The 25,438-nt window shown below is 46.5% G+C and carries 18 protein-coding genes and 1 pseudogene; 2 read left to right on the forward strand and 17 right to left on the reverse strand.

What is annotated here, in order from left to right; all coding sequences use genetic code 11:
• Positions 1 to 588, forward strand: a pseudogene (locus J2Z66_RS08075) (collagen-like protein); the annotation flags it as partial.
• Positions 589 to 947: 359 nt separating this feature from the next.
• Here the strand turns inward: J2Z66_RS08075 and J2Z66_RS08080 are convergent.
• The 17 genes from J2Z66_RS08080 to J2Z66_RS08160 all read right to left on the reverse strand — a co-directional run bounded on the left by J2Z66_RS08080 (position 948) and on the right by J2Z66_RS08160 (position 23,599).
• Positions 948 to 2,084, reverse strand: coding sequence for an ROK family protein (locus J2Z66_RS08080; protein ID WP_209970885.1), 1,137 nt, complete (start codon positions 2,082 to 2,084; stop codon positions 948 to 950).
• Between the two features lie 344 nt (positions 2,085 to 2,428).
• Positions 2,429 to 6,853, reverse strand: a complete 4,425-nt coding sequence (locus tag J2Z66_RS08085) for a DUF4838 domain-containing protein (RefSeq protein WP_209970886.1) — start codon at positions 6,851 to 6,853, stop codon at positions 2,429 to 2,431.
• Positions 6,854 to 7,367: 514 nt separating this feature from the next.
• Positions 7,368 to 7,736 carry a DoxX family protein gene (locus J2Z66_RS08090; RefSeq protein WP_209970887.1) on the reverse strand — a complete coding sequence of 123 codons (369 nt, stop codon included), beginning with the start codon at positions 7,734 to 7,736 and terminating at the stop codon, positions 7,368 to 7,370.
• 998 nt (positions 7,737 to 8,734) lie between these two features.
• The gene (locus J2Z66_RS08095; RefSeq protein ID WP_209970888.1) at positions 8,735 to 9,697 is read right to left on the reverse strand and encodes a GNAT family N-acetyltransferase; all 963 of its coding nucleotides are present in this window, start codon (positions 9,695 to 9,697) and stop codon (positions 8,735 to 8,737) included.
• Positions 9,698 to 9,740: 43 nt separating this feature from the next.
• Positions 9,741 to 11,042, reverse strand: coding sequence for a neutral/alkaline non-lysosomal ceramidase N-terminal domain-containing protein (locus tag J2Z66_RS08100; protein ID WP_281068810.1), 1,302 nt, complete (start codon positions 11,040 to 11,042; stop codon positions 9,741 to 9,743).
• Positions 11,043 to 11,218: 176 nt separating this feature from the next.
• Positions 11,219 to 11,974, reverse strand: coding sequence for an SDR family NAD(P)-dependent oxidoreductase (locus J2Z66_RS08105; RefSeq protein WP_209970890.1), 756 nt, complete (start codon positions 11,972 to 11,974; stop codon positions 11,219 to 11,221).
• The gene (locus tag J2Z66_RS08110; RefSeq protein ID WP_209970891.1) at positions 11,974 to 13,167 is read right to left on the reverse strand and encodes a glycine C-acetyltransferase; all 1,194 of its coding nucleotides are present in this window, start codon (positions 13,165 to 13,167) and stop codon (positions 11,974 to 11,976) included. The genes J2Z66_RS08105 and J2Z66_RS08110 overlap by 1 nt, the downstream gene beginning before the upstream one ends.
• 54 nt (positions 13,168 to 13,221) lie before the next feature.
• Positions 13,222 to 15,303 (reverse strand): right-handed parallel beta-helix repeat-containing protein, encoded by a 2,082-nt coding sequence (locus tag J2Z66_RS08115; protein ID WP_209970892.1) that lies wholly within the window; start codon positions 15,301 to 15,303, stop codon positions 13,222 to 13,224.
• A 50-nt stretch (positions 15,304 to 15,353) separates the two neighbouring features.
• Complete coding sequence (locus J2Z66_RS08120; RefSeq protein ID WP_209970893.1) at positions 15,354 to 16,238, reverse strand: carbohydrate ABC transporter permease; 885 nt, start codon at positions 16,236 to 16,238, stop codon at positions 15,354 to 15,356.
• A gap of 17 nt (positions 16,239 to 16,255) precedes the next feature.
• Positions 16,256 to 17,200, reverse strand: a complete 945-nt coding sequence (locus tag J2Z66_RS08125; RefSeq protein ID WP_376774369.1) for an ABC transporter permease — start codon at positions 17,198 to 17,200, stop codon at positions 16,256 to 16,258.
• Positions 17,176 to 18,849, reverse strand: a complete 1,674-nt coding sequence (locus tag J2Z66_RS08130) for an extracellular solute-binding protein (RefSeq protein WP_209970894.1) — start codon at positions 18,847 to 18,849, stop codon at positions 17,176 to 17,178. Before J2Z66_RS08130 ends, J2Z66_RS08125 begins: the two co-directional genes overlap by 25 nt.
• A 96-nt stretch (positions 18,850 to 18,945) precedes the next feature.
• Positions 18,946 to 19,782: a response regulator transcription factor gene (locus tag J2Z66_RS08135; protein WP_209970895.1), complete on the reverse strand. Its 837-nt coding sequence runs from the start codon at positions 19,780 to 19,782 to the stop codon at positions 18,946 to 18,948.
• Positions 19,783 to 19,785: 3 nt separating this feature from the next.
• Positions 19,786 to 21,558 carry a sensor histidine kinase gene (locus tag J2Z66_RS08140; RefSeq protein WP_209970896.1) on the reverse strand — a complete coding sequence of 591 codons (1,773 nt, stop codon included), beginning with the start codon at positions 21,556 to 21,558 and terminating at the stop codon, positions 19,786 to 19,788.
• Between the two features lie 298 nt (positions 21,559 to 21,856).
• Entirely contained in the window at positions 21,857 to 22,315 is a 459-nt protein-coding gene (locus tag J2Z66_RS08145) for an RrF2 family transcriptional regulator (RefSeq protein WP_209970897.1), read from the reverse strand.
• Between the two features lie 98 nt (positions 22,316 to 22,413).
• The gene (locus J2Z66_RS08150; protein ID WP_209970898.1) at positions 22,414 to 22,824 is read right to left on the reverse strand and encodes an SMI1/KNR4 family protein; all 411 of its coding nucleotides are present in this window, start codon (positions 22,822 to 22,824) and stop codon (positions 22,414 to 22,416) included.
• A gap of 82 nt (positions 22,825 to 22,906) precedes the next feature.
• Positions 22,907 to 23,221 carry a hypothetical protein gene (locus J2Z66_RS08155; RefSeq protein ID WP_209970899.1) on the reverse strand — a complete coding sequence of 105 codons (315 nt, stop codon included), beginning with the start codon at positions 23,219 to 23,221 and terminating at the stop codon, positions 22,907 to 22,909.
• Positions 23,222 to 23,296: 75 nt separating this feature from the next.
• Complete coding sequence (locus J2Z66_RS08160) at positions 23,297 to 23,599, reverse strand: Dabb family protein (RefSeq protein WP_245375392.1); 303 nt, start codon at positions 23,597 to 23,599, stop codon at positions 23,297 to 23,299.
• Between the two features lie 371 nt (positions 23,600 to 23,970).
• On the opposite strand from J2Z66_RS08160, the gene J2Z66_RS08165 reads away from it, so the two are divergent.
• The gene (locus tag J2Z66_RS08165; RefSeq protein ID WP_209970900.1) at positions 23,971 to 25,092 is read left to right on the forward strand and encodes a hypothetical protein; all 1,122 of its coding nucleotides are present in this window, start codon (positions 23,971 to 23,973) and stop codon (positions 25,090 to 25,092) included.
• The last annotated feature ends 346 nt before the right edge of the window (positions 25,093 to 25,438 follow it).

The following is a 25,438-nucleotide window of genomic DNA, read 5'->3' on the forward strand; positions in this document are numbered from 1 at the left end:
GGCGCTGTTGGACCGGCGGGGCCAGCAGGAGCAACGGGCGCAACCGGCGGGGCCGGCGCTGTTGGACCGGCGGGACCGGCAGGAGCAACGGGCGCTACGGGCGTAGCTGGGGCTGTTGGACCGGCGGGTTCGACCGGCGCGACTGGAGCAACTGGAGGAGTATTAAGCTTTGCTGATTTTTTTGCGTTGATGCCTCCCGATAATGCAGCAACAGTTGGTGACGGTACTGACGTAAGTTTTCCACAAGACGGACCTATTGGCGGAACTGCTATTTTCCGTTCCGGTGCCAGTCCCACTACTTTTAATTTGTCTGTAATTGGCACTTATCAAGTCTTGTTCCAGGTGAGTGTAACTGAACCTGGCCAACTGATTTTGACCCTCAATGGTAATGACTTACCCTATACGGTGGCCGGGCGGGCAACAGGTACTTCTCAGATTATAGGAATGGCTCTAGTACAAACGACTTCCATCAATTCATTACTCACCGTACGAAATCCTGCGGGCAATACCCCTGCACTAACCATCACTCCTAGTGCTGGAGGAGAAAGAGCTGTTTCTGCACACCTAGTTATCATGCAAATCGCTTAGAGGTTACTAGAAAAGCATTCGATTCAGTATCCTTGCAGCGCCCGCCGCATTTTATGTAGTTCGTCCACTAGAAACGATTGCACAAGGCACAGCTATTCCAGATCAGCTACATTTCGGGCGCGGAAAACCATGTAGGGTATGAGTTAAGTATATACGACTATCCTCAACCTTGCAGCCGGACAAACTGATTTCTTGTCAGTTTGTCCGGAACAAAAGGATTTGGGACTGTATATCTCTTTAACACTGCGCCGCTTTAATAAGCTCACATATTTTGCGATATGATAACAAAAAAACTCCCCAAATCATTGATTTCGAGGAGTATTGACCAAGGGACAATATACTGTAAGTATTTAACAACATCAACCTTCTAAACTAAAAGAATTCCTGGCAAGCTCGAGAGCCCCCATAATGCCCTGCTTGTCGCCAAATGAATTGTACTCCAGCTGTAGCTTGACCGTTGCATAACGATTTGCCCTAAGCAAAATGGTGCGCTTTGTTTCCTCAAAAATAATCGGCAACTCATATACCGGACCGCCCACATAAATTGCCCTCGGGTTAAATAAATTGATAATGTTGCTCAAGGCAATTCCAATCGCCTTACCAACATCTATGCAGATATCCATGGCAATTTTATCATTGTGAAGCAGTGCCTCAGCAATGGATGGGAAAGTGCCGTCTCTTAACCTATAGCTCCCTTCAATTAACGGATAGTTGGCCTGGTTTTCCAAGCATCCGTAATTGCCGCAGAAGCATCTAATTCCCCCTTCATCTGCCGTCGTATGCCCCAACAAACCACCCACATTGTCTGCGCCTCTGACCAACTGGTCATTAATCACAATACCGGAAACGATACCAAAGCCGATGTGTATCACCATAAAATTGCCAATGTGCCTCGCCTTGCCCATCGATTTCTCAATCAGCGCCATGGTACGTCCGCTCTCATCCAAAAAAATCGGACAGCTGAACTGATTCTGAAGCCTGTTGATGATATCCAGTTCACCCCATTGACTGAGATTGGGTATATTTAATATCCTCTTCATTTCCTCATCAACAATGCCTGTAACACCAATGCCCACTGCATCTATGTCCGTGGATTGAACCCCGGATTCAGTCAAAAACAGCTCCATTTTTTCTATCAAGAGCTTCATGATATCCAGTTCAGGATCCAACTCACTCGTAAGATACTCCGTATAGTGTGTAATACTCAGGCCGTGATCTGCCAAGGCTAACCGGACTTTATGCCCCCCGATATCCATGCCCAAATACCTGAACTTCTGCGGGTTCAAATAGAGCAGCACTTCTTTCCTGCCCATCCCGCTCCCAATATGTTCTCCCTCAACCACATATTGCTGATCGATGAGTACTTTAGTTACTTTGGTGATGGTCGCCTGAGAGGCATCCGCCATTTCCGACAACATTTTCCTGGATACACCATCACTTTTCTGGATACATTTCATCACTTTTAGTTCCATGGGGTCCAACTTGTCCAGCTTCATCCTGACAGTTTCCTCTCAAATATAGAATGGAATAACGCACCCATATAAATTGAACTAAAGTTTGGCATAGCGAATAATGGATATCCCCTTTTTCAGATGAAGTCTGGCCAAGGTTCGCCCTACATTTCTTAGTTCAATTTACATAGTATAACAAAATAGCTTCATTAATTATATAATGAAGCTGGACATGAGATTTACACAATCACATGGAAAAAATGACCGGCAGCAACACTAGCAACACCCCATACACTACTCTACCTCGCATACACTAGGCAAAAAAATAGGAGCATGGCCAGTATCGCCGCCAATCATTCTTAGGGTCATCTGCTTATTATTAAGTGCTATTAATCTAACTTGTATAAAGCAATATCATCTATATAAATCACATCTTGTTCCCCTTGATTCCACACAGCTATTCCAAACATTATATTTCCTGGCAATCCGCCATTGTAGTTCTCAGTCAGTTCAAAAACAAACTCAATGCTTGCCCATCTGCCTTTCGTCTCGGAGAGCAGCTTCTTCTCGGAAATGACGCCCCCAAGTGTACCGCCGTCAGCATTGTACAGATTATGATAGAATTGGATCTCCCCGCGCGCTTCGGTATCTTCAGGCACATAATAGTAAGCAAGTGCGGCATATTTCCCAGGAGATATCGGCCTCATCTGATAAATACCGCCATTGGGCTTCACACTTTGTACCGCAATGCTGTTCGCGCCTGTACGGCTCACATCTTGAGAAAGAATAACTTGACTGCCTGCCCCTTCTCTCCAATATTCCCAGTTTGTCATACCATTCTCGAAAGAGGGATTATCGATTAAATTATGTTTGACACCAACAGCTAGCAAAATGGAGAATAAATCACGAACAAGCGATGTTTCCGTTGTTGCTACAATTTCTGCTATACGTTGTCTAACCGCTCCATCCTCCGGTTCATTCATCATCCAATTCTGTATAGCCGCAAATGCACCATTGGCGAGCCCGGTCCATACGGTTAAGCTAACAGGCTGTCTTAATACTGGATCCGTACTGAATTCAGTCAACAATTTTTGCCTAAGATCTGCCTTTTCCATCCTTAATACACTGCTCTCTACCAAAGCCAGTGCCTCGGCTTCATTTTGAGGCGTGACTACCACTCCCTCAGAAGGAAAGCTCAGGACGGAGGCTTCGTAATAATCAAAAGCGCGAAGCAAATACTGTGCCCGTTTTTTTTGCTGAGCCGTTTGGGCCTTGTTAACCACACTTTCAAGCAAGCTTTTCGTATACGTCAAATCCTCACTAGTGACATTTCTTAAATAACTGCTATCCAAGAAATCCATAAATGTATGTCTGCTTTCTTGCTCCGCCCAATTCTTGTACCAGGACGTATCGAAGATCCGCTCTGTCCAAAACTGTTCCCAAAAATCGTAGTACAGCTTCAAATCGCCTGCCGCTTCTTCACCAACAGCCCTTACGTACCATTCGTCCACCAGCTCGTCAACATCCAAATCCGGGTTCCACTGCAGCTTCGTCGAAACCCATGGTTTTGGACCTTCGCCAAAGTTTGGATATAATTCGGCTACATGAGCAACGACGCCATGCTCCTGCGCATACTTATAGTTCTCCGCCATTTTGTGGTTGTATATACGGGGTACTGCGTACACCGAGCCATATAAATATTCATACCAGCCTAATTGTCCCGCTGCCTGTTCCCACTCTAATGTATGCGAAGTTCCCGCATCACCCATAACCTCATCTATCCAGGTCATTCTATCATCGGTGATATATGGAATGATTCGCGGATTCAACTCCACATTTTCAGGCAGATCGTACACCCAGGCATAGGCAAGCAAACCAAAATACTTGTCCGGATATTCCGCCAGAACGCCCTCAACCACTTCATTCACCCATGGATAATATACATTGGACAAGTTAGGCAGCCCAAGTGAGTTTACTGCGCCTCCTATATAGTTAGGAGAACTCGGATTCATTTCACAAAAATTAACGCTATCATTGATTCCCAAAGAATAGGAAACTTCATCCGGATTATTCGCAAAGTAATTCTTAATGGTCGCGATCGCTGCCGCCGCCGTAGTGGAATTAAAACAAGGCTGCCAGTTGTAGGCATGAGTAGGCACGACATTACCCGGATAGTACTCCGGATGATCTTTAAATTTTTTCGTATCAAAAAGATTGCTCATATTGTGATGAAATTTGATTTTTTCGTGCATTCTGTTGTTCTTTGCCCACTGAACCCATTCTAGAGGACTTTCCATTCCAAAAAATTGTCTCGAAATCGTGGCGGGCTCTTCCTGTAGTGTTCCAAACGGAATCGATATATCCTCCAGGTGTGGTACATCTTCCCCGTCAGGTCCCGGCATGAGCCACCGGATACCCACATAACGTTCCAGAAACTCTGATACACCAAACTCTGTTCCCCAGCTTGTTGGTCCCACGATGGTCATGTTCCGTTCATCTTGGATGTCAATCACGTATCCATCGCCATCATTCATTCCTTGCAGAAGACCTTCTATCCTGACCTTATCCCCGGCTGAATAGGTTCCGACATAAATACGTACTTCTGCATCCGTTTGTTCCTTGGTCTGAATAGGCAGTGCAGCTCCAGTAGACTTCCGTACATATTCACTAAGCTTATTTGCAGCTTCTAATGTTTGTTGATTGGCGTCTCCAGTCACGATGATCGCTGCTGAGGTATGTCCCTTATCAACGATTACCAGCTTTGCAGCAACAACAACTGGAGCTGCTGTGACCGGCGCCATTTCCCTGTATGCAACGTGATAGACAACACTTTGTTCCAGCTCGGAAATGATGGGTACAATTCCAATGGAGAGCGTTGCTTTCTTAGATGCTGCATCCCATTGTACAAGAGTTGGCGTAACAGTTACAGCTGCACCGCCATTAATAAACCTCTGTACTGTGAAATCACCGATATTAGGGACGTCATTCGGGATCCCATTCATCGTCACCGTAATTTTCCCGTTCACAGCGGTTGCCGTTACAATGTTAATCGGCTCGGCAGCTACAACCAGCGGAGGCGCATCAACCATTACTTTATATGCTACCCGGTATACTACACTTTGCTCCTGCCCTGCAACTAAGGGCACAGGCACAACGGAAATTGTAGCCTTAAGGGCTGAAGCATCCCACAGTACGGAGACAAGAGATATCTTAACTGCAGGTCCGCCATTAATGGATTGTTCGATTTCAAAATCTTTGATTGTCGGAACTGCATTCGGAGCCTTGCTTAATATGACGGTGATTTCACCGTTAATGGCCGATGCTAAAACAATGTATGGCGGTCCTGTCGGGCTAGGAGTGCTTGGAGTGCTATTCCCGCCTGTTCCCGAGCCACTCCAGCCTTGAGTTCCCGTATTAGCCCCCTCTAACGAAAGCGGCTGCTTCTCGAACGTAGATCCTTTGGCCTGCTCTTTCAAAGAAGCCTTTTCGATCGTGCCTTGACCCAGCACCTTCGCAATGGACTCAAGCACCAGCAGGACGATCTTCGTGTCTTTCTCGATTTTCAGCCCTGTTCCTTTGGCCTGCGCGTGAATATTTAGCTTATCTATCATCCCTTGCAGCAGCTCGAGGGCTGTATTCGAAGCTTCCACATCTACTTGAGTAAAATTCCCTTTGAACTGCACCTTACTGCCAGTTGGCAATGTTCCCTCAATTTTAACACTCGTAAACCCTTTGGCAGACGGCACTGCTTCCTCAAGAATGACAGAAGAACGGACCGTCACAGCCCCAGTCGCCGTGCTTCCTTCCAGCACGATGCGTACTGTCCCCGTTTTCTTATCAATGATTACAGCTGCCAGCACAGAGTTGAGGATATGAATGCTATTGGCTCCTCCGCCTTGTACGGTCGTTGCACCTTGAACCGTCACATTGTCAAGCGAAGCATCCCCTTCACCGATACCTTCGCCTAGCAGTAAATCTCCGGTAATGATCATATTGCGCAGCGTAACCCCCGGCGCCGTAATGACCACATTTCCAGCTATAGTTTCTTGTTCCTTAGCATCAGCAGATCCATACACACCCGCTTTATCGAAGCTTTTGGATGCAGTCTTACTTCCCTTGACCCGTTCAAGTGCCCTGCCCAGAATCGTTACCGCTTCTGCACGTGTCATTGAGCCTAGCGGTTTGAAGCTTCCGTCCTCATATCCGCTTATAATATTATGCTCTGCAAGCTGCTGAACGGCAGCTTTACTCCATGAAGCAATCGCTGCTGCATCTGTAAAAGCCTTCACAGCATTAGCTGCTTGGACTGCTTGATCCGCGTTATCTGCGTGATCCTCAAAATAAACTGCCAGAACTTTACCGAGCATGACTGCAGCTTCCTGCCTGCTAATCTCGTTATGTACACGGATAGTTTGATTCTCATACCCACTGAGGTAGCCAGCTTTTACCGCAATGGACACATCCTCGTACTGCCAATCGGCTGCCGTCAAATCCGTAAAAGCAATCTCTGTTTTCTCCGTAAATCCGAAGGAGCGGTTCATTAAAGCAACCAGCTCGCCTCTGGCAATTTTCCGGTCAGGCTCAACCTGCCCGTTGGCATAGCCCTGCAGCAATCCTGCTTGCAGCCATTTGTTTAGCTCAGCCGCTGCCCAGTGCCCCTGAATATCTGAAGCTGTCTGACCCTCAGGCTTGGCGGCCTGCTGAACGGAATAATCTGAGGCAGCTCTACCGGTTGTTAAACCAAAGGAAGAGAAAATCACGCTAAAAATCAAAACAATCGTTAAGAATTTCGAAGGAAAAGAATTAAACTTCACGGCTTCATCCTCATTTCTTAATTTCATTTGTACAACTATAAGGCTTAAATGATAGCGCTTTCTTCATGGCTATTGGCATCCCTCCACAACCGTCTTATTTAAGTAGAAACATGTTGGTGTTAACCATACTGCCTCTTTTACAGCGTCCATGTACTTCTTGCAAATCACATTTAGAGCTATTCACTCATTTATATAATTTACAAATTTAATTATATATACAGAAAAATCATTTGTAAAGCTGTTATTTTTATAAATAAAATAAATAGTTCTAATTAAATGACTGAATATCGTGTTTTTTAGGTTATTTAATTCAATATAATTTATTGAATGAATTATATTGAAGGTTTTTGTTACTATTCCACAATTTCTAACATGAATTTTCTCAAATTAGACAATTCTTTCATCCTATACACTCCAATCAAAATAAAAAAAAGATCCACTGCGTTTTTCAACGGCAGTAGATCTTTTGTGTTAGCTCTAAAATTATTGTTCCTAATGTTCATTCATTATATTGTTAATTCGGAAATTGAGCCAGATCAGACCATCTGAGCAGCAGTACAACTACTGATAAAACAAAAAGTAAAATCGCCGGAAACGTATCCTTAAGCGAATCTTTAATCCGTACATGAACAAGAATAGCAACAAACATCGTTATAGCCAGGACAAGAGCAGCTGCTGCAGCCCAACTGTTCGTCCAAATCCCCACAATCATCCCGACAGCGGCAATTAGTTCAACCAGACCTGTAACAACTCGGAACCATTGGGGAAGACCCCATTTTTTGAACCCTTCAACATGCATCTTCGAACCAGTAATTTTCCCAAAGCCACCCATTATAAAAGCCAGACCCAGAAGAACTTGTAAAACTATAGATACAATATTCAATTCTCTTTCCCCTTTCCATGTAAATAATAACTGAGTCTAACAAAGTTACAGTATTCCTCGAAAAAATAATTGCAGTCCATCCAAGCATCGGTTTAACTGCAATCATCACAAGCACATTATATAATTGTTTAATTAGTTTGGCAAGAACAATTTCTTCAGTGTCTTCAGTTTTCCAATTCTTAATTTCTTAATTTTTTAATTTTTTAATTTCTTAATGACTCAACCTAATAATCAGTGCTTACAGTCAAGCTAACATTCGATGGAGGCTAAATGCTACGAAAATGCCAGTTTTATAGCGGCCCGGTACTTGTCATAGCTATTTTCATATCGCGAGGGTAACACGTGCACTAATGGTCACCGCAGTCCGTTAGAAGCGGAAATGCAGCGAAATGAGATTGTAACGGTCACGGATATCCCTTACAGGCTGAAAAGGGGCAATTGTGGGGAAGACCGCCCTTCTAATGGTCGCGGGTGTCCATTAGAATCGTGAATATGTAAAAATCAGTCTCTAAAGGTCAGCGGTGACCGTTAGAGACAGGTCCTTTCCGTATCTGGAAGATATCTTCCGTCGTTGTGATATACGGATTCTGCATCGGTCTATTCCTCTTTTGTTGTTGGGTAGGACTTTCAACCGTACAGGATTGGCAGACGTTTTTCCAGTTTTAGCTATCCATTCATTTGTCAAGCACTGATTGTGGTGTTGAGCCTTCTTAATTTCCATATTTCCATATTTCCATATTTCCATATTTCCATATTTCCATATTTCCAGAGGGATTGTATTATAAATATTCATTTATCAAGAGAATATAACCTACGCACTTCATTTTGGAGCAGTCTGGGTTATACCTGATTTACTTTTCTTAGTCCCAGTCGAACTGGGGTTTTCATATACAATAAAACAAAGCTGCCGGCCGGCAGCTTTAGATGATGGATCAAAGTTTGTATACGTCTTGAACTTACAAATTACAAATTATAAATTATAAATTACAAATTACAGATTATTCCGGCTGCTTTTCTTCCTTCTCCAGCAGCATTACATATTGTTCGTAGTTCAGCGTAAAGCCCGCTTCCTCCAGAGCCCGGATCACTTCGGGATTCGCCATGGATAAATTCTCTATTGTACGGATACAAGGCACATCGTATGGTCCGAACAAATCCGATAGCAGCAAACGGAATAATGCATCCCGGTCGTTTCGTTCGGGACTTACCTCGCATTGGCAGATCATAACAGACTGCAGCTGCCCGTCTGCTTTGCGGGAGCGTTGGAACAAGGCGTACGCAATAGCTTTGTCCTGAGCGTCATATACGATCAGCGATTCTCCACTCTTCAAATAATGCCACATGCATCCCCAAGCGACTTTATCGCGATAGAACGGCAATCGGGCGACATCCTCTGGAATGCCGTATTGAAGTCGAATTCCTTCGGGCTCATTCCCTCTTGAAAAAGTTAAGAAAGGCGCCGTCAGAGCTTCTTCGCGGGTCATACCGACTATACGGTCCGCGATGCGGAATCCGCCTTTCTCGTAAGCGGTAATAGCAGGCTTGTTTTTGGCCACGACTTCCAATACCGCTCGATCGACTTCCTCCTCCAAGATGACGCGCTGCGCTTCCTGCATCATCAGCTTGGCCAGACCGTAGCCGCGATATTCAGGGAATACACCGGTTCCTCCGTTCCATGCCAGCTTCTTGCCGTCGACCGTTTTGATCGCAATAAAGACAAACCCTACCGGCTTATCGTTCACATAGCCGACGATCGACAGTTCGGGATGAATCCCTTCCGTACCGAAGCCATCCAGCAGCCGATTAAGTGCTCCCGGTGCCGGAGTAGCCGCTGGCAGAAAGTTCGGATAATGCTTCCTCATCTCGTCATGATAACCTTCGAAACCCCGCTGCTTCAGCTCCAATGCCTGCTCGAACGTACACTGGTGCAACCTTCCCAACCGGATAACTGGATTGTCCATATGACCGTAACCCCCTTTTTCCATTTTAAGATTACAGTATGTATTAACGTCCAGCGTCGTAACGTCCGTTGTCGGCCTTCATTTCGCCAAGATGCTGCAGCGCACGCTCCACGAACAGATCACCGGTTTCCTCCTGCAGACGGTTGCTGGCTGTAATTCTCGGCTCGTAGCCGCCCAACCGGTACGATTCGCCTGTGCATACATAGGTTCCGACAATACCGTTGCACAACTCATTGATCAAGGTCAGCCCGTAAGGCGAGTCCCCCTTGATTTGCAGCCCGAATTCGACGAACATCTCAGCCGGCAGGCCGACGATGGCAAGATCCCCCATCGCAATCGTCTGAATTTCCGCCTCCGTTGTACCTTCCCCAAGTCTCACTGCTTCGAGCAGTTCGCGAGCAAACTCACTCTCCACGTGGCCTTCCGGCAAAAGAGTGAGATTGGCACGAGCCGTATCGATCTGCTCCTGCGTAGGTTGACGATAGCTGAGCGTAACGAACGAACTCCGTTCACCCACCTTCGCTTCGTCCGAAGTACGTATTTTTTCCCTCGTCTTCAGCACTTCCCCTGCCAAAATCCGCCCCATCTTCAAATAGTGGTGAGCGTAATCCTCGAACCATTCGCCGGTCACATCCCAATGGTTGATGTTTCCGCTCGCTCCCATCATGAAAAGGCTGACTACCTGCTCGCCAAGCGTTTTCTTCAGCACAGCGGACAGCTCTCCGGGAAAGTCGGCGCAATATTCCGTTCCCCCGACCGTATCCGTATGTACCGCATAGTTGGTAACAACGCCCATCGGGCGGCCTTCGGCATCGTCGATCCGGACAACGCCGACCTGAGGATCGATCGGTCCCGCAGGCCGGTCGATATCCGGATTGTGCAGCCCCGGATTCGTCAACAGCGTGCCGTCCTTCATAAAGAAACGCCTATGAAAAGCGATGTCCGCTTCATGCCCGGCCCCGAAGCCGATACGAGCTGCCCGGCGCGACCGGTATGCCAGGGTAACGGCGTCGGCCGCCCGGGTGGCAAGCCATTGCAGGTACACCTCGTCAGCTTTCAGAAATGTCGTAGTCGACACGGGAGGCCCGGTATGGGTATGCGTCGCGGACACCATAACCCGCTTGGGCGGGATGCCCGTCTGCCATCCGACCCTTTCCCGGATGCTTTCAACGACTTCTCTCGGCACAAGAATCGTGTCCAACACGACAAACGCGACAGTGCTTCCATCTTGATCGACGACAAGCGCCTTTGCATACAACCGGTCGATCACTCCCGTCGACTTTCGATCGATGAAATAACCGGGCATCGAGCTGTCCAATGACGGCGTAATGTCCAATTCGCTCATTCCACATAATAGCACAGGCTATTCACTCCTTATTATTAAGCTTCGATTCCCTTTAACGAGAAGTCATGACCGATCCTCTTGCTCATTCCGGTCAAAGCCCTCTTCAGTTTCCTTATCTATGTCTGTGATCTGTGTCTGTGATCTGTGTCTGTAATCTGTGTCTGAGAGCTTCCTGCCTAAATCATTAAATCGCCACCGTTTATATCGATCGATGCTCCCGTTATATAAGAGGAATCATCGCTTGCCAGAAACAAAACCAAGGAGGCAACTTCCTTGGTCGTTCCCAATCTTTGAATAGGGAAACTGTTTTCATAATAGGTGATCTGCTCGGGCTTGCATGTATTTCTTACCATCTCCGTATCGATCAATCCGGGGCATACTGCATTTACATGAATGTTGTATGGCGCCATTTCTTTGGCTGCATGACGGGTCAACCCGAGAACAGCGGCCTTGGATGTTGTATAATGCGCGCCTCCGAGCGTACTGACGCTTCTCCCTGCTGATGAAGATATATTGACGATTTTGCCCCCCTTCTTTTCCATCATAATAGGGAGTACAGCTTTTGTACATAAAAAAACGCTTCGTACATTGGCTTCCATCACAAGGTCCCATTCCTGCTCTTCGATATCAATAAAAGAGGTCGGACGCAAAACGCCGGCGTTATTAACCAGAATATCAACCGTCGAATAAGCGTTGCAAGCTTCATCGATCAGGGATGCAACATGCTCGCTCCTGCTTACGTCCGCCATCACCCAAACGGCTTTGCCTCCAGCCGCCGTAATTTCTGCTGCCGTTTCCTTCAATCTGTCTGCGTTCAGATCGTTCAATACGATGTTTGCGCCATGCTGTGCGAAAAATTTGGCTATTTCCTTCCCCATGCCCTGACCTGCCCCAGTAATGACGGCCGATTTGCCTTGCAGTTTTCTTTCCATTAATTTACCAACATCCCCATTTCTTTGGCTGTTTCCCGGAATGCATGGATGGCAAGGTCCAAATCGGCTATCGAATGTGAAGCCGAAACCTGGACCCTTATCCTGGCTTCTCCATTAGGAACGACCGGGTAGCAAAATCCGATCACATAAACCCCCTTCTCGAGCATCCGGCTAGCCATTTCCTGAGCAACTGACGCATCACCCAGCAAGATAGGAACAATAGGATGATTGCCATCCTTTATCTGAAAACCCGCTTTTACCATGCCGTCCCTGAAATACAAGGTATTGTTCATCAATCTGTCTCTGAAATCTGTGGAATCAGACAGAAGCTCCAAAACCTTAAGTGACGTACAAGCAATAGTCGGCGCAAGTGTATTGGAAAAGAGATAAGGCCTTGATCGCTGTCTTAGAAGAGCGATGATCTCTTTTCCTCCACTGGTGAATCCACCGCTAGCCCCGCCCAATGCTTTGCCAAGCGTTCCCGTTATCACATCAATTCTGCCGGAAACGCCGCAGTATTCGGGGGTTCCGCGTCCCGTACTGCCGATGAAGCCAACAGCATGGCTGTCATCCACCATCACCATGGCGTCATACTTGTCTGCAAGACCGCAGATGTCTTTCAAATTGGCTAACGTACCGTCCATAGAAAATACTCCATCTGTAGCAATCAACCTGAACCGTGCATGCCGGGCAGCTTTCAGCTTTTCCTCCAAATCGCGCATGTCATTGTGTTTATAGCGATATCGGCCTGCTTTGCACAAACGTATGCCGTCTATGATGCTTGCATGGTTCAGTTCGTCGCTAATAATCGCATCCTGCCCGGAAAGCAGCGTTTCAAATAGACCGCAATTGGCGTCGAAGCAAGAGGAGTAAAGAAGGGTGTCCTCTGTCCCGAGAAACGCCGTCAATTGATTTTCCAACTGTTTGTGAATGCTTTGGGTGCCACAAATAAAACGCACGGACGAAAGTCCGAAGCCCCAGGCTTCCAGGCTTGCCTTTGCGGCTAAGATCACTTCCGGATGATTGGAGAGTCCCAAATAGTTGTTCGCACACATATTAATAACACTTTCTTGCCCCCGTACGCTTATTCTTGCATCCTGTGGTCCAGTAATCACGCGTTCTTCTTTCCATAAACCACTCCTTTTCGTATGTTCAAGCTCGGTTCGAAAATATTCTCTTGCACTTTCCATCATCGTTCATTGCACCTTTCCAAAATGAAAATCGCGGACAGCCCAACCCATATGGGATTATTTACATTTTCCACCCTTGTCAGGACGATGCTGAGATGAGTTCCCGTGACCCGCTCCCGAATCATTCGGTTTACATGCACAGTTGCCTTTAAATGGCTTGCCATTAGGCAATTTATCCTTGCAACCAGCTGTAATCCCGACTAAATCCAGTAACGGTTGTTCGCCGTATGCAGGCAAAAATCCTTGGCTCACCCAATTCGTATCCAAATCGGTATAACCGTAAGTTATCGTATTGGCCAATCCGCTTAAGGCAGTCCTGTCCACGCTAATTTCCCTTACCGTTCTGCTGCCGTTAACAGCCGTGGAAACATGTACCGACCCCAGTAAAGTCCAATTCCAATCTGCGTTATTGCCGACATGCGCAAAGAGTGTTCCGTTCTCTATTAAATAATCATTCCCGGTTACCGACCAAATGGATGTACTAGTAAACCCTGTCGCAGCATTATGGTCACTATTGATCAGCAAATCAAAGTAGTCTCCCAGGTTAGTCCCTTCAATAAGAAAATAAATCTTTTCAGAATCCGATGCCGCCTTGATGCTTGTCGGGTTCTGGCCGACTGCAACCACCGATGCCGGGATGCTGCTCCAATCGGATGCATCTCCGTCAACTACAATGCTGACAGGTCCGGTTGGCGGGGTGGCCTGCTTTTCGTAAGCGCCTATATCGATCGTCCCAACTTTTCTCGTGTTCCCCACAATATCGACCGTACCCGCTTGAGCATTCGTTGTGCCCGAGTCACCGGCATTGATTGCGGGCGATCCCGTCATCAGCGAGAAATCATGATTGGCTGCATTCGTGAAGTTCGGATTTGCAGTCGATACGGAACCGGGACCCGGAGCATCTCCGCCGTACCACAAGTTATTGCCCGTAACCCCTACATCCCAACTTGTCGTATTGGCGCTGTTGATCGTGTTGGAAGCAAAAAGGTTATTTTTCCAAACGACAGTAGAGGAAACCATCGGACGAATGATGACGCCATAATCATTGTGATAGAACGTATTGTTGAAGGCGCTAATGTTGGAAACCGTGCTGCCGTCGGTGTTACTGTACCAGGTGCCCAGTGTCATGCCTACATTAGAATTTTCCACCACATTATTCCGGAACATGATGTCGTGAACATTTGGAAGTCCAGGTTCGCTTAGAGCTGATAAGCCTGTTCCGGCCTTGTTGATATGGTTGCGTTCAACAAGGTTGTTGTTGCCCCCATCGTTGTATATCGCAATCGCCGGGCTGTTGTACCAGTAACTCCCATCGGATCTTTTGACTGAAATGTACTCTAAATGATTGTTGCGTACCGTAACGTTGTTTGCTCCCCAGGCCATATCAATGGCAATGGCGTCCGTATCGTGAATATAGTTGTTCTCAATCGTGATATCTGTGGTTGTGGTATTAGCTATGGTTAGGGTCTCACCATAATTGGAATGGATGTCACCTATTTCATTACCGTACAATAGAACGTCATGGGAACCTTGGTCGATCCAGAAATTGAGCAGCGCGTTTGTGCCGTCCCACGCCCCATTATTTTGGATTTTCAGAATCTTGTTATATTTGAATTCAATATGATGCGAAGCGCCCGTGATATGCGCACCACGCTGCATGGCACCAAGAGAGTAATAATTTTGGAAGGCTAGTCCCTGGATACGAACATAGCTTTTGTTATTGATATTCAGATACGGCACTCCGTCAGTAATGGTGCCTAGCGACGTATAGTCAAGGATGACAGTCTCTCCGGTGTCACGGCCATTGCTGAAGCCATAATTCTGAAAAGTGATATAGCTGCCAGCGGTGCCCGACACGCCCAGATTCAATCTCTCGGTGTACGTTCCACCTCTGATATTGACCGTATCTCCGGCTGCAGCCGTGTTCATTGCTTTTTGTATCGTACGCCAAGGAGTCGACAAGGACATGCCATCATGGCTGTCATCCCCGTCCGTTGCCACATAGTAAGTAGTTCCACTAGAGAAATTTGAATGAGCATCTGCAGCAGGCAGGCCTTGATGAGTTAAGAGAAGCACGAGGAATACTGCCAGAATCATCTTTAAAGAAAATTTCTGACCTAACCATTTGTTAGTAAGCATAAATGATACCTCCAAATTTAGTATAGTAGTAACTCTGCACCCGTGATGGGTTACTCTTTGACGCTGCCAAGCACAATCCCGCTGACAAAATAGCGCTGCAAGAAAGGATACACGAACAGGATCGGGATGGTGGCGACGAAAATTTGCGCAGCTTTATTTGTTCTCGAAGAAACATCGCTCAATGCTTCAATCTGCCGATGGTCAAGTTTGCTCAAATCCTGCTTGATCACGATCGTCTGTAAAAAGCTTTGAAGCGGATAACGGTCAGGACTATTCATATAAATCAAACCATCAAACCAGCTGTTCCAATGGCCTACGACTGTAAAAACCGTAAGTGTGGCAAGGGAAGCCAAGGAAAGCGGTATATAGATGCGAAACAGAGATGCGAGATGTCCGGCTCCGTCGATTTTGGCGGCATCATCCAGTTCCTTCGGCAGACTGCGAAAGAAATTAAGCAGCAAAATAATATTGAAAACATTGACGGCTCCAGGGATCACCAGCGCCCAAATCGTATCAAGCAGGTGGGTCGATTTGACAATCATAAATAACGGAATCAACCCGCCGCTAAACATCGTCGATAGTACAAAAAACCAGGCATATACCGTTCTCGGCTTGAATTGCACCTGATCCCGCGACAACGGATAGGCAGCCAGCACCGCAAGGAGCATACTGATTGAGGTACCTAGAATAACGCGTTTTACGGAAATCCAGAAAGAAACAAAAAATGCTTTCTGCGATAGTACCATTTTATAGGAGGAAAGCGTGGAATCGACAGGGATAAGCCACACTTTCCCAGCGGTCACCGCATGTGAAGAACTCAGAGAAACGGCAAACACATGCAGCAGCGGAAACATACAAGCAAAGGCAAGCAGCGTCAGGAACACATAATTGCTTACAAGAAACAGCTTTCTGCCAGCAGACAAACGATAGTTCATGGTGGTCTCCTATGCAACTAAAAGATTCGATAATTAGCCAGCCGATAAGCCAGCACATATGAAACGGAAATTAAAATGAAAGATACGATTGAACGCATAAATCCAATGGCGGTTGCCAAACTATACTGTGCGTCAATAAGGCCGATCCGATAAACAAGCGTATCGATAATATCTCCGGTTTCATACACTTGCGGACTGTACAGATTGAAGATTTGGTCAAAGCCCGCATTCAGCACATTCCCCAAACTGAGCGTGACCATAAGCACGATAATAGGCGTAATGGCGGGCAGCGTAATCGACCAGGTTTGACGCCAACGTCCCGCGCCATCAACCTCCGCAGCCTCATACAGGTTCGGATTAATCCCTGCCAGAGACGCCAGGTATACAATCGTGCTAAATCCGAATTCCTTCCAGGTGTCCGAGATGACTATGACATAAGGGAACCAATTGTTGCTGCCAAGGAAAAAGATTGGCTTGATACCGAACAGCCCAAGAAATTGATTGACAACGCCCGAGGAAGGAGACAAAATATCGATCAGTATGCCGCCAAGAATAACCCAGGACAAAAAGTGCGGCAAATAAACCAGGGTCTGAAAAATGCGCTTGAACATGATCTTGCGCACTTCATTTAACAGAAGCGCCATAGTGACCGGGGCGATCAGTCCCAAAACAATTTTCATGGAAGCGATAAATATCGTATTATAGAGCACACGGCTGATATCGGGAAAGCTCAGCACATACTCGAAATTTTTCCAACCAACGAAAGGGGACCCGAGAATCCCTTTCGCCAGATTGTACTTTTGAAAAGCCATAATCAATCCGAACAATGTACCGTAATTATAAATAAGAACCAATACGACCGACGGGAGCAGCATCGCATGTAGAGTCCAGTTCTGATTCCACTTGCTTCGCTTGCTTTTCACCGCGTAATGCATCTTTATTTCTTGTTCGCTGTGTACCATTCATTCACTTCCCGCGTCATTTGGTCGCCGCCAAGCGATTCCCATTGCTTCACAAATTTATCGAACTCCTCAATCGGTGCCTCATTCATAATAATCTTTGAGTAAACCTCGAGCATCTTCGCTTCCAGCGTCCCCAGCTTCTCAACCATCGTTTCCGTTGGCGCGTCAGTATATTTATTGTATTGAAGCCGATTATCCCTAACGTATTGGTTCAGGATCGAGAGCGTGCCGTCTTCGGAGAACTCCATATGAGCCGATCCCCAGAATTCAGCATTGCCTTCCAAATATTTCTTTTCGTTCTGATACAGATTTAATTCAGAGTCATTCAGCTTGGACGTATCGCCTGTTTTCAACGCTTCCGGAATTTTCGTTCCCCAATCGGACAACATCGTCTGCGACGACGATAAGAACGGGTTTAACATCCAATAGTCAACTGTATCTTCATGATTGAAGCCAAAGTAATCTTTGCCGACCCCTTTCTGATCCTCCTGCATCAACACATATTGATTGAGCAGCTCGATAATTTCTTCCGGGTGCTTGGCCTTTTTAGAGATGACAAAGTAGCTGGCGACTGTCGCTTCCAATTGTGTCTTCGCAGGCTGATCATCCGCAGAAACGATTGGATAAACGCGCCAATTCTGCACAAGTTTATCCCCCTTAACAGCTGCCACTTTCAGCGGAAACGCTCCTGCATAGAACGGGCCATACATAATCCCCAGCTTATTGGCTGCCGCCGTTTCGGTCGTTTTCTCAAAATCCTTCACGCCGAACTCGGGATCGATTTCTCCGTTTTTGAACATCGTCTGCAATTGCTGCAGTCCTTGCCTCATTTCAGGCTGAATATTGCCGTATACGAGTTTACCGGAGCCGTCTTCAATCCACTGTCCCGGATAAGCATGATAAGCGTTGAAAAATGCTTTTAAGCCGAAGCTGAGCGAGAACAACGAATTGTCAACCCCGATACCGTAAGTATCCTTTACCCCGTTGTTGTCAGGATCGCCGTGTGCAAACGCTTCCGATATTTTCAAAACATCCTGATGTGTTTTGGGTTCCGGCAATCCAACCTTATCCAGCCAGTCTTTACGAACCCACAAATATTGGGCCGGAATTCTGGGGTCGGACGTTTGGGGAATCGCCATTAGCTTGCCAGCGAATTTGGCTGTATCCAGCTGATGACCGCCATCCGCTGTCAGGAACGCTTTCGTTTTGGCTGTCGCATGCTTCTCGAACAAATCTGTAATATTCATGACCAGATCGGCCTCAACCAGCTTGGACAGATCCTGAATACCTACGGCAAACAAATCGGGAATTTCCCCGGAAGCGATCGCCAGCTTTACTTTTTGATCATACTGCTGCCCATCCGCAACAAAAGCATTTTTCAAGGTAATGCCAAGATCTCTTTCATAAGCTTTATACACGGAGTTGTTGTCATAATTCTCTCCGTCGGCAAATTTGATCGAAGATTGCGAGGTTTTCGCAGTCGTGATCACGACTGGCCCTGATGAAGCTCCAGGCGACGGCTGAGAGGAGCCGGACGGACTTGATTTGGAGCCTGGCGAATCTTCATTTCCCTTTCCGCCTGAACATCCGGTAATGCCAAATACTGTTGCAAGTAATAGAATAGAAAGCTGTCTGCGAACTATCTTCAAATTCATTCCCCCTAATATCGATTTGCTTACAATATCAGTTTAGATCACTATGGACGCACTCTCAATATTCATCGATTTACGTTTATATGCAATGGTTTACATTGATCGATTGATCTGCTCGCGATACTCCTGAGGCGATAAGCCCGTTTGCGTTTTAAAAAAACGAATAAACGACATGGCCGATAAATAGCCCAGGGAAGAAGCGACCTCCTGGACTTTCATATTCGTATGCAGCAGCTTCGCTTTAGCCTGTTCCAGCTTGGCGCGGTTGATATATTCGTACACACCTTCGCCAGTCAGCTGTTTGTAAAGCCTTGACAAATAGGTACGATTCAAATTCACATAATCCGCAATTTCCGATAAGGAGAAATATCGATTCATATTGGCTTCAACATATTTGTGCACTAGCTGGACAACATGATTACCCGGCTCCCCCGGATCGCTAACGATATCCGAGATGCCGCTGCCGGTAATGAATTCGTCAGCGCCTTTGCCAGATACCATTAGCATCCGCAATTGTTCTTTCGTCCGTTCAAGTATGTTACGCTCATCATCTTCTCTCTCCAGAACGGACACGGCACGCTCCGCTGCGGCGAATACTTTTTCGTTGCCGTCAGCTTTAAGCACGTAGTCAAATGCGCCGAGCGTCAACGCTTTTTGCACATACTCAAACTCGTCATATCCAGAGAGAAATATCACTTTGCATCGCGGCCACTGCGGGCGAATGGCCTCCAGCATCTGGATGCCGTCCATGCCCGGCATTTTGATGTCCGATATCACGATATCCGTTTTCCCGCTCAGCGCTTGCAGCGCTTCCTCGCCTGAGTATGCCTTGCGCACATCGAATTGAACAGGCTTATACCGTTCCATCAATTGTGCCAAGCTGTCTACAATGATCGGCAAATCGTCCACAATCAGTACTTGCCAAGCCATTTTTCAGCACTCCTTCTCTCTTTGGATAATAATCTCGACACATAAACCGCCCCACCCGCTGCGCGAGAAACGCAAGCCGCAAGGCTCGCCGTAACGAATCCTCAAGCGCCGATGCACATTGATAAGTCCGCTTAATTCCATCGGATCCGCGTAGTCGTCGCTTGTTTCTTTCTGTAATCGCTGCAGCAGACGGTCGTCCAGCTTTTCTCCATTATCCTGAACTACAATGACACATAGATCGCCGTCAACCTTGAACTGCACGGACAGCTTGCCTCCAGTTACTTTATGTTCAAAGGCATATTTGAACGCGTTCTCGATTACTGGCTGTATGATGATTCGCGGAACAACGGGATTGCCTGCTTGCTCGAGCAGTTCACCGAATTCCACTTGCAGACGGTGCCCGTAACAAATTTTTTGAATCTCTGTATATGCCTTCGCTTGCTCGAGCTCTCTGGACAGAACGACTTCTTCCTTCGAATCACGGGTAATATACCGAAAAAATTCGCCCAAATATTTGGCAAAACGCAGCGCGTTTGCATTATCGTTCAACTCGATTAATTGATACAGCACGAAGAGACTGTTATACAGAAAATGAGGATTAATTTGCGATTGAAGCCGTTTGAGCTCGGATTGCTGGCTGCGGATTCTTTGTTCATACACTTCCTCAATCAGATTGCGAAGTTCGTTCACCATTAAATTAAAACGATTGTATAAATAGCCGAATTCATTATTCACTGAATGATTCACGTCTATAACCGCATGGATTTCCCCTCTTTCCACCTGGCGAAAAGCAGATACCAGTTTAAGCAGCGGCCGATGAATAAACCGGTAGATCGACAAAGAGAACAGCAAAACAATGACGAACGAAAGAGCCAAGATGGACCAGAACCAGAGAAGGTATACCTTTGTTGGTCCCAGCACTTGTTCATTCGGAACGTAGGTGATGAGCATGACCCCAAGCTCATCCGATTTCGCAGCGGAAACAAAGTATGTATTTGAGCCCACTTCCCAGTTACCATTGATGACATCCGCTTCCTCTGCTAGCCTTAACTTGCGTTGCAGCGCGAGCTTGCTGTCAGCATCGGACATTTGCCAGACCGCTTCATTCCCCGACAGGACCAACCCTGTTTCAAGACTAATAAGCAGCGACTGGCTGTCCGGATATATGTGCAAATCGGAGATCATCTTTTCAATTGTCGGTTTATTCATCTTGACCACCAGCAAAAAAGACGGCTCCTTGTTCGATCCGAGGCTGATTCGCGGATGCGTAAGCGTCAAATATAGCCCGTTGTCCCAATAGTTGAACGGACCGACCATTTGCCCCTCCGACCGAAGCCCTTTCCACAAAGCCATATCGACTCGCAGTTCGAAGGTTTTAGACACGACACTTCCTTTAATCGAGGGAATCATAGCGATTGTTTCAGCAATAAATGGACTGGATTCCTTTAATAAATAAAGCCTTCTTTGCAAATCCAAGACGGCCTGACTGCGTTGGAAGGGCGTCAAGCCCTCCGAGATTGTACTTAACTGCAGCAAATCTTCGTCAACGGCATACTCCATTTGAAACCGCATAATCCGGTTCACTTCTGTTTCGAATGCTTGCATCTGCTGGGAAATTCTATTTTCCAATGATGATGTTAAATACCCCCTTAATCTGTCCTCTTCCTGTACGACAAAAATTAATGTTATGCAGTAGAGCGGCACCAGTAAAATCAGGAACGTAATAAAAATCTTACGGAAAATGGATGAACTCCCTACCCGGATATTTACCTTCAAATCCTTCTATCCTCCCATCCGTTGATGACAACCTGCACACTGGTCCCTACGCTTCCCTCACTACCAACCGAAAGCGCATTCAATTTTTACAGGCTATCATGATCAATGCAATATATGGTAATTATTGGAAATTACACACAAAATAGGGGCACCTGGACATTCGCTAAATTGTAATTCGCGAAAATTCGGTTCCTGAAGCGTTTTCATTGTAAATCACCTATAATTTTGAAGAAACACCTCGGGTAAGGTGTCCTCCACTATCATTAGGCTGATTTTCTTGATTTTCTTGGTTTTCCTGTTACTCGGTTTCCTGATTCATCTTCCCCAGTAAATAGGCGATTGTATATTGTTTAAGCGATTCGGTCACCTTCTGGTCCGCCTCGTCCATAATGTCTAGCAAAGCTTGGTCGAGAATTTCCGCTCCGTCTCCGTCTCCCGCTTCTGCTCCACAGTCCAATTTATCTCCTGTATCCGCAGCATCCGATTTAACAGCCACATACACATCGGCCAGCGTTATTTCTTCAGCTTTGAGTCTTAATGTGTATCCTCCGTCCCGCCCTTCACGTGCCTCCACAATTCCAGCATTCGCGAGCAAGGCTAGTACCCTTCTAAGAAAAGTAGCATGCGAATTTACTTGGCAGGCAATATTCGAGCTGGATAACAGGCTGTCGCCGCTTTTGGCCAGCCATACGAGCGCATGAACGGCGATGCTGAATTTAGGGGGGCCAATTTGCTGGTTCCGATTGGATGCACTCATGTTTGTTTCCTCCTTGAAATATCTGTACCTCTAATGTACCTCAAAGGTTACGGATGAACAAGTTTGCTGCAGCATTTGAGGCTCCTCACACTTCCCGGTTAATCCGTTAGCAAAGCTTCAAAACTCTCCGCAACAATATGGGTCCCGCCAAAATCATGATCAAAGGTTACGACCTTGCCGTCCGGCTTGATCATAATCGGATTACCAGCTAAATCGATCGAAATCACATAGCTATCCTCCGTGCCCGGCCATCCCCCATTTCTGAACTCTAGAGTCAGATCAGTAACCGTTCGTGCTTCCAGCATCGTACTGTTTTTGAACGCATATATGCTAAGTTTATAATACGAACCGCCAAATCGTTTGATAAAATCAACATAGACCGAATCAAATGTTACCTGCAGGGTTTGCTCTGCCTGGGCAATTTCCTCATCCGTAGCAGGCTCCCCCCTAAAAATCCCGTCAAGCTCGGATAATTCCCTCTCGATTTTCTCGATTATTTCTAGTTTCATGATGGGCTGCTCCTGAATACATAATATTTAAAAAACTCTTTTTCCTTCGGCCGCAAGAACGAACTTCCCTACTTCAACTTCCCTACTTCATGGCAAAGTACATGGCCTGATTAATCGTGCGAGATACACGTTCTTCTGTCAATACCGGAAAAGCACTAAGCAACTTCGCCGAAAAATGTTCAAAAGAAGCCTCCTCACTAGTCTCGCAGACGATCCGATAAGCCGCTTTCTCTATTTGTTCACAGACGGAAAGCCACTTCTTTATCTCTGCGTCTGACATGGCAGGAAACCGGGAACGGATTCTAGTCTCCTCCGGTATTTTTCTCTCTGGTCCGAACTGCTGCACAATTTCCAATATGGCGTTTATATCTGCGGACGATTCTTCATTTTTGCTCATGCCATTAGGAACCTCCCGTGCCTAACTTCCACCAACTATAATTCAAACGGATACTTACTCGATAACCTATCCTGATCACACGAATGGATAATCGACTACAATGACGTCTTCCAATAAACCATCCAGTGACCGGACGAATTCCTGATGCACAGGATGCGGACCATATTGATCCAAAGCTGCTTTATCCGCGAAAGTCACCCGAAGCCCCAAGGTGTAGCCCTTATCCTGGCCAATCTCCTCAGTAACATTGATGCCTGCTGTCAAGTCAATAATGCCGGGAATAGCCCCCTTGAATGCCTTCATTTTCTGTAAAAGCTCGTTCGTCTTCTCGGACGTTATGCTGTCATTGAACTTGAAACAAACCAGATGTTCAACCATTATGATCATTCCTTTTCATTGGGGTACTTTGGACTATCCATCTTCAGTCAGTTTATCCCATTATAAGTCATCCGTACAGCAGCTAATTCGCGGCGGTTAAAGTTATTTTAAAGTCATAAAACTGTATTGACTTCCCGTTTGCGTTTGCTATATGATTTGGGTGAAATACCGTAAAACAAGCATGGTCAGTAATGATGAAGGAGGGTACGTAGATGAGAATTGATCTAACTTCCTATGCCCGACTGCATGCGGGATTCTGCTCTTGTTCATGGGTGTGAGCCGATAACTTGAATCGTTCACTATCATGAATGCGTTTAACTATGCCTTCTAATAGAAGAGGGCCAAAACGAAAAAAGAGGAGCCAGATACCGATGAAAACGAAAAAGCGCGTAGCCGCAATTATTACCGAATATTGGGACATTTCTCATGCTGATGTTATTATCACAAAAATGCTTGAGGGCTTTAACTTAGATGGATATACGTATACTTCGACCTTGGAAATTGCCTCTATGTATATTGACAAGTTTCCAGATAACGATATTGGCAGAGAACTAGCGGCCAAGCACCAGGTTCCGCTCTATGCGGCCATCGCCGAGGCTCTGAAATGCGGAGGCGACACCTTCGAACTGGATGGCATCATTCTGATCGGAGAGCATGGCGATTATCCAGAAAATGAGCGCAGACAAATCTTGTATCCGCGGCGGGCGTTTTTTGAGGCTTGTCTGAACGTTATGATCGAGGCAGGGCGCTTTGTGCCTGTATACACCGATAAAGGCTACGCCATTTTGGAAGAAGATATTAAATGGATGTACGAGCAAATCAAGAAATACAATATTCCTTTTATGTCCAGCTCCGTGATCCCCTACTGCAAGCAGACCTTTGACGTTCAGCCTCAGCCTGCAGGGGCCCCGATCACTAAAATGTTTGGCTTTTCCTACGACGGACCGGGTGAAGCACCAGAGCGTTATATGTACCATTCGCTGGAGATGCTGCAGTCGGTAGCCGAGTACCGTGCCGGGGGAGAGAGCGGCATTGCCCGTGTAAGAGCTATCGAAGGCAAGGAAGCCGTTAAGCAGGCGCTTGAAACGAAATGGCACCCTTTATATATGAAGCTGGGCAGCTTCTTGAACTTCCCGGATATGGATCAGCTCGCCGACAAGCAAATTCACCCTTACCTGTTGGAGATTGATTATTCGGACGGCTTGGAGGCGGGCATCTTTTTTGCCGATCAAATTGTCTGGGATTTCGGCGTGGTGGTTCAGCTTGACGAGCATTCGGAGCCGCGCTGCAGGGGCTTCTGGCCGCAGCCTGGCAAGCCTTACAGCCACTTCGGCACCTTGGTGTTGGAAATCGAGAAGTTTATTCATACCGGCCGGCCGCCGTTCCCGGTTGAACGCTCATATTTGACGACAGGGACGCTAGCCTCCTTTATTGAAGCCTTGTATGAGAAGCGCGAAGTGGAAACTCCACATTTGCAGCAGGTGATCTATTAGTTTTTATTTAAATGTGAATAACCCTTTCCGCTCTCTCCTACGACAGCGGCGGATCGGGATCATTCATAACATAAAAGCTGTTTTATGAACATGAATTATTATTGACTTTTCGCCGCATTTTGCTATATGATTTGGGTGGAAATACCTCAAGATCAGCATGGCCATTACGAGTGAAGGAGGGTATTTAGATGAGAATCTATGTAACTTCATATGCCCGACTGCATGCGGGATTCTGTTCTAGTTCGTGGTTTTGAATGTTACTGAGACAAGGGTGCAAGCTTTGCAGCATGGCAACCTTATCCCGGCAGCATTACAAAAAAATACGAATTGGAAGAGGCGTATACAC

Source organism: Paenibacillus eucommiae, from assembly GCF_017874215.1.
GTDB lineage: Bacteria > Bacillota > Bacilli > Paenibacillales > NBRC-103111 > Paenibacillus_AI > Paenibacillus_AI eucommiae.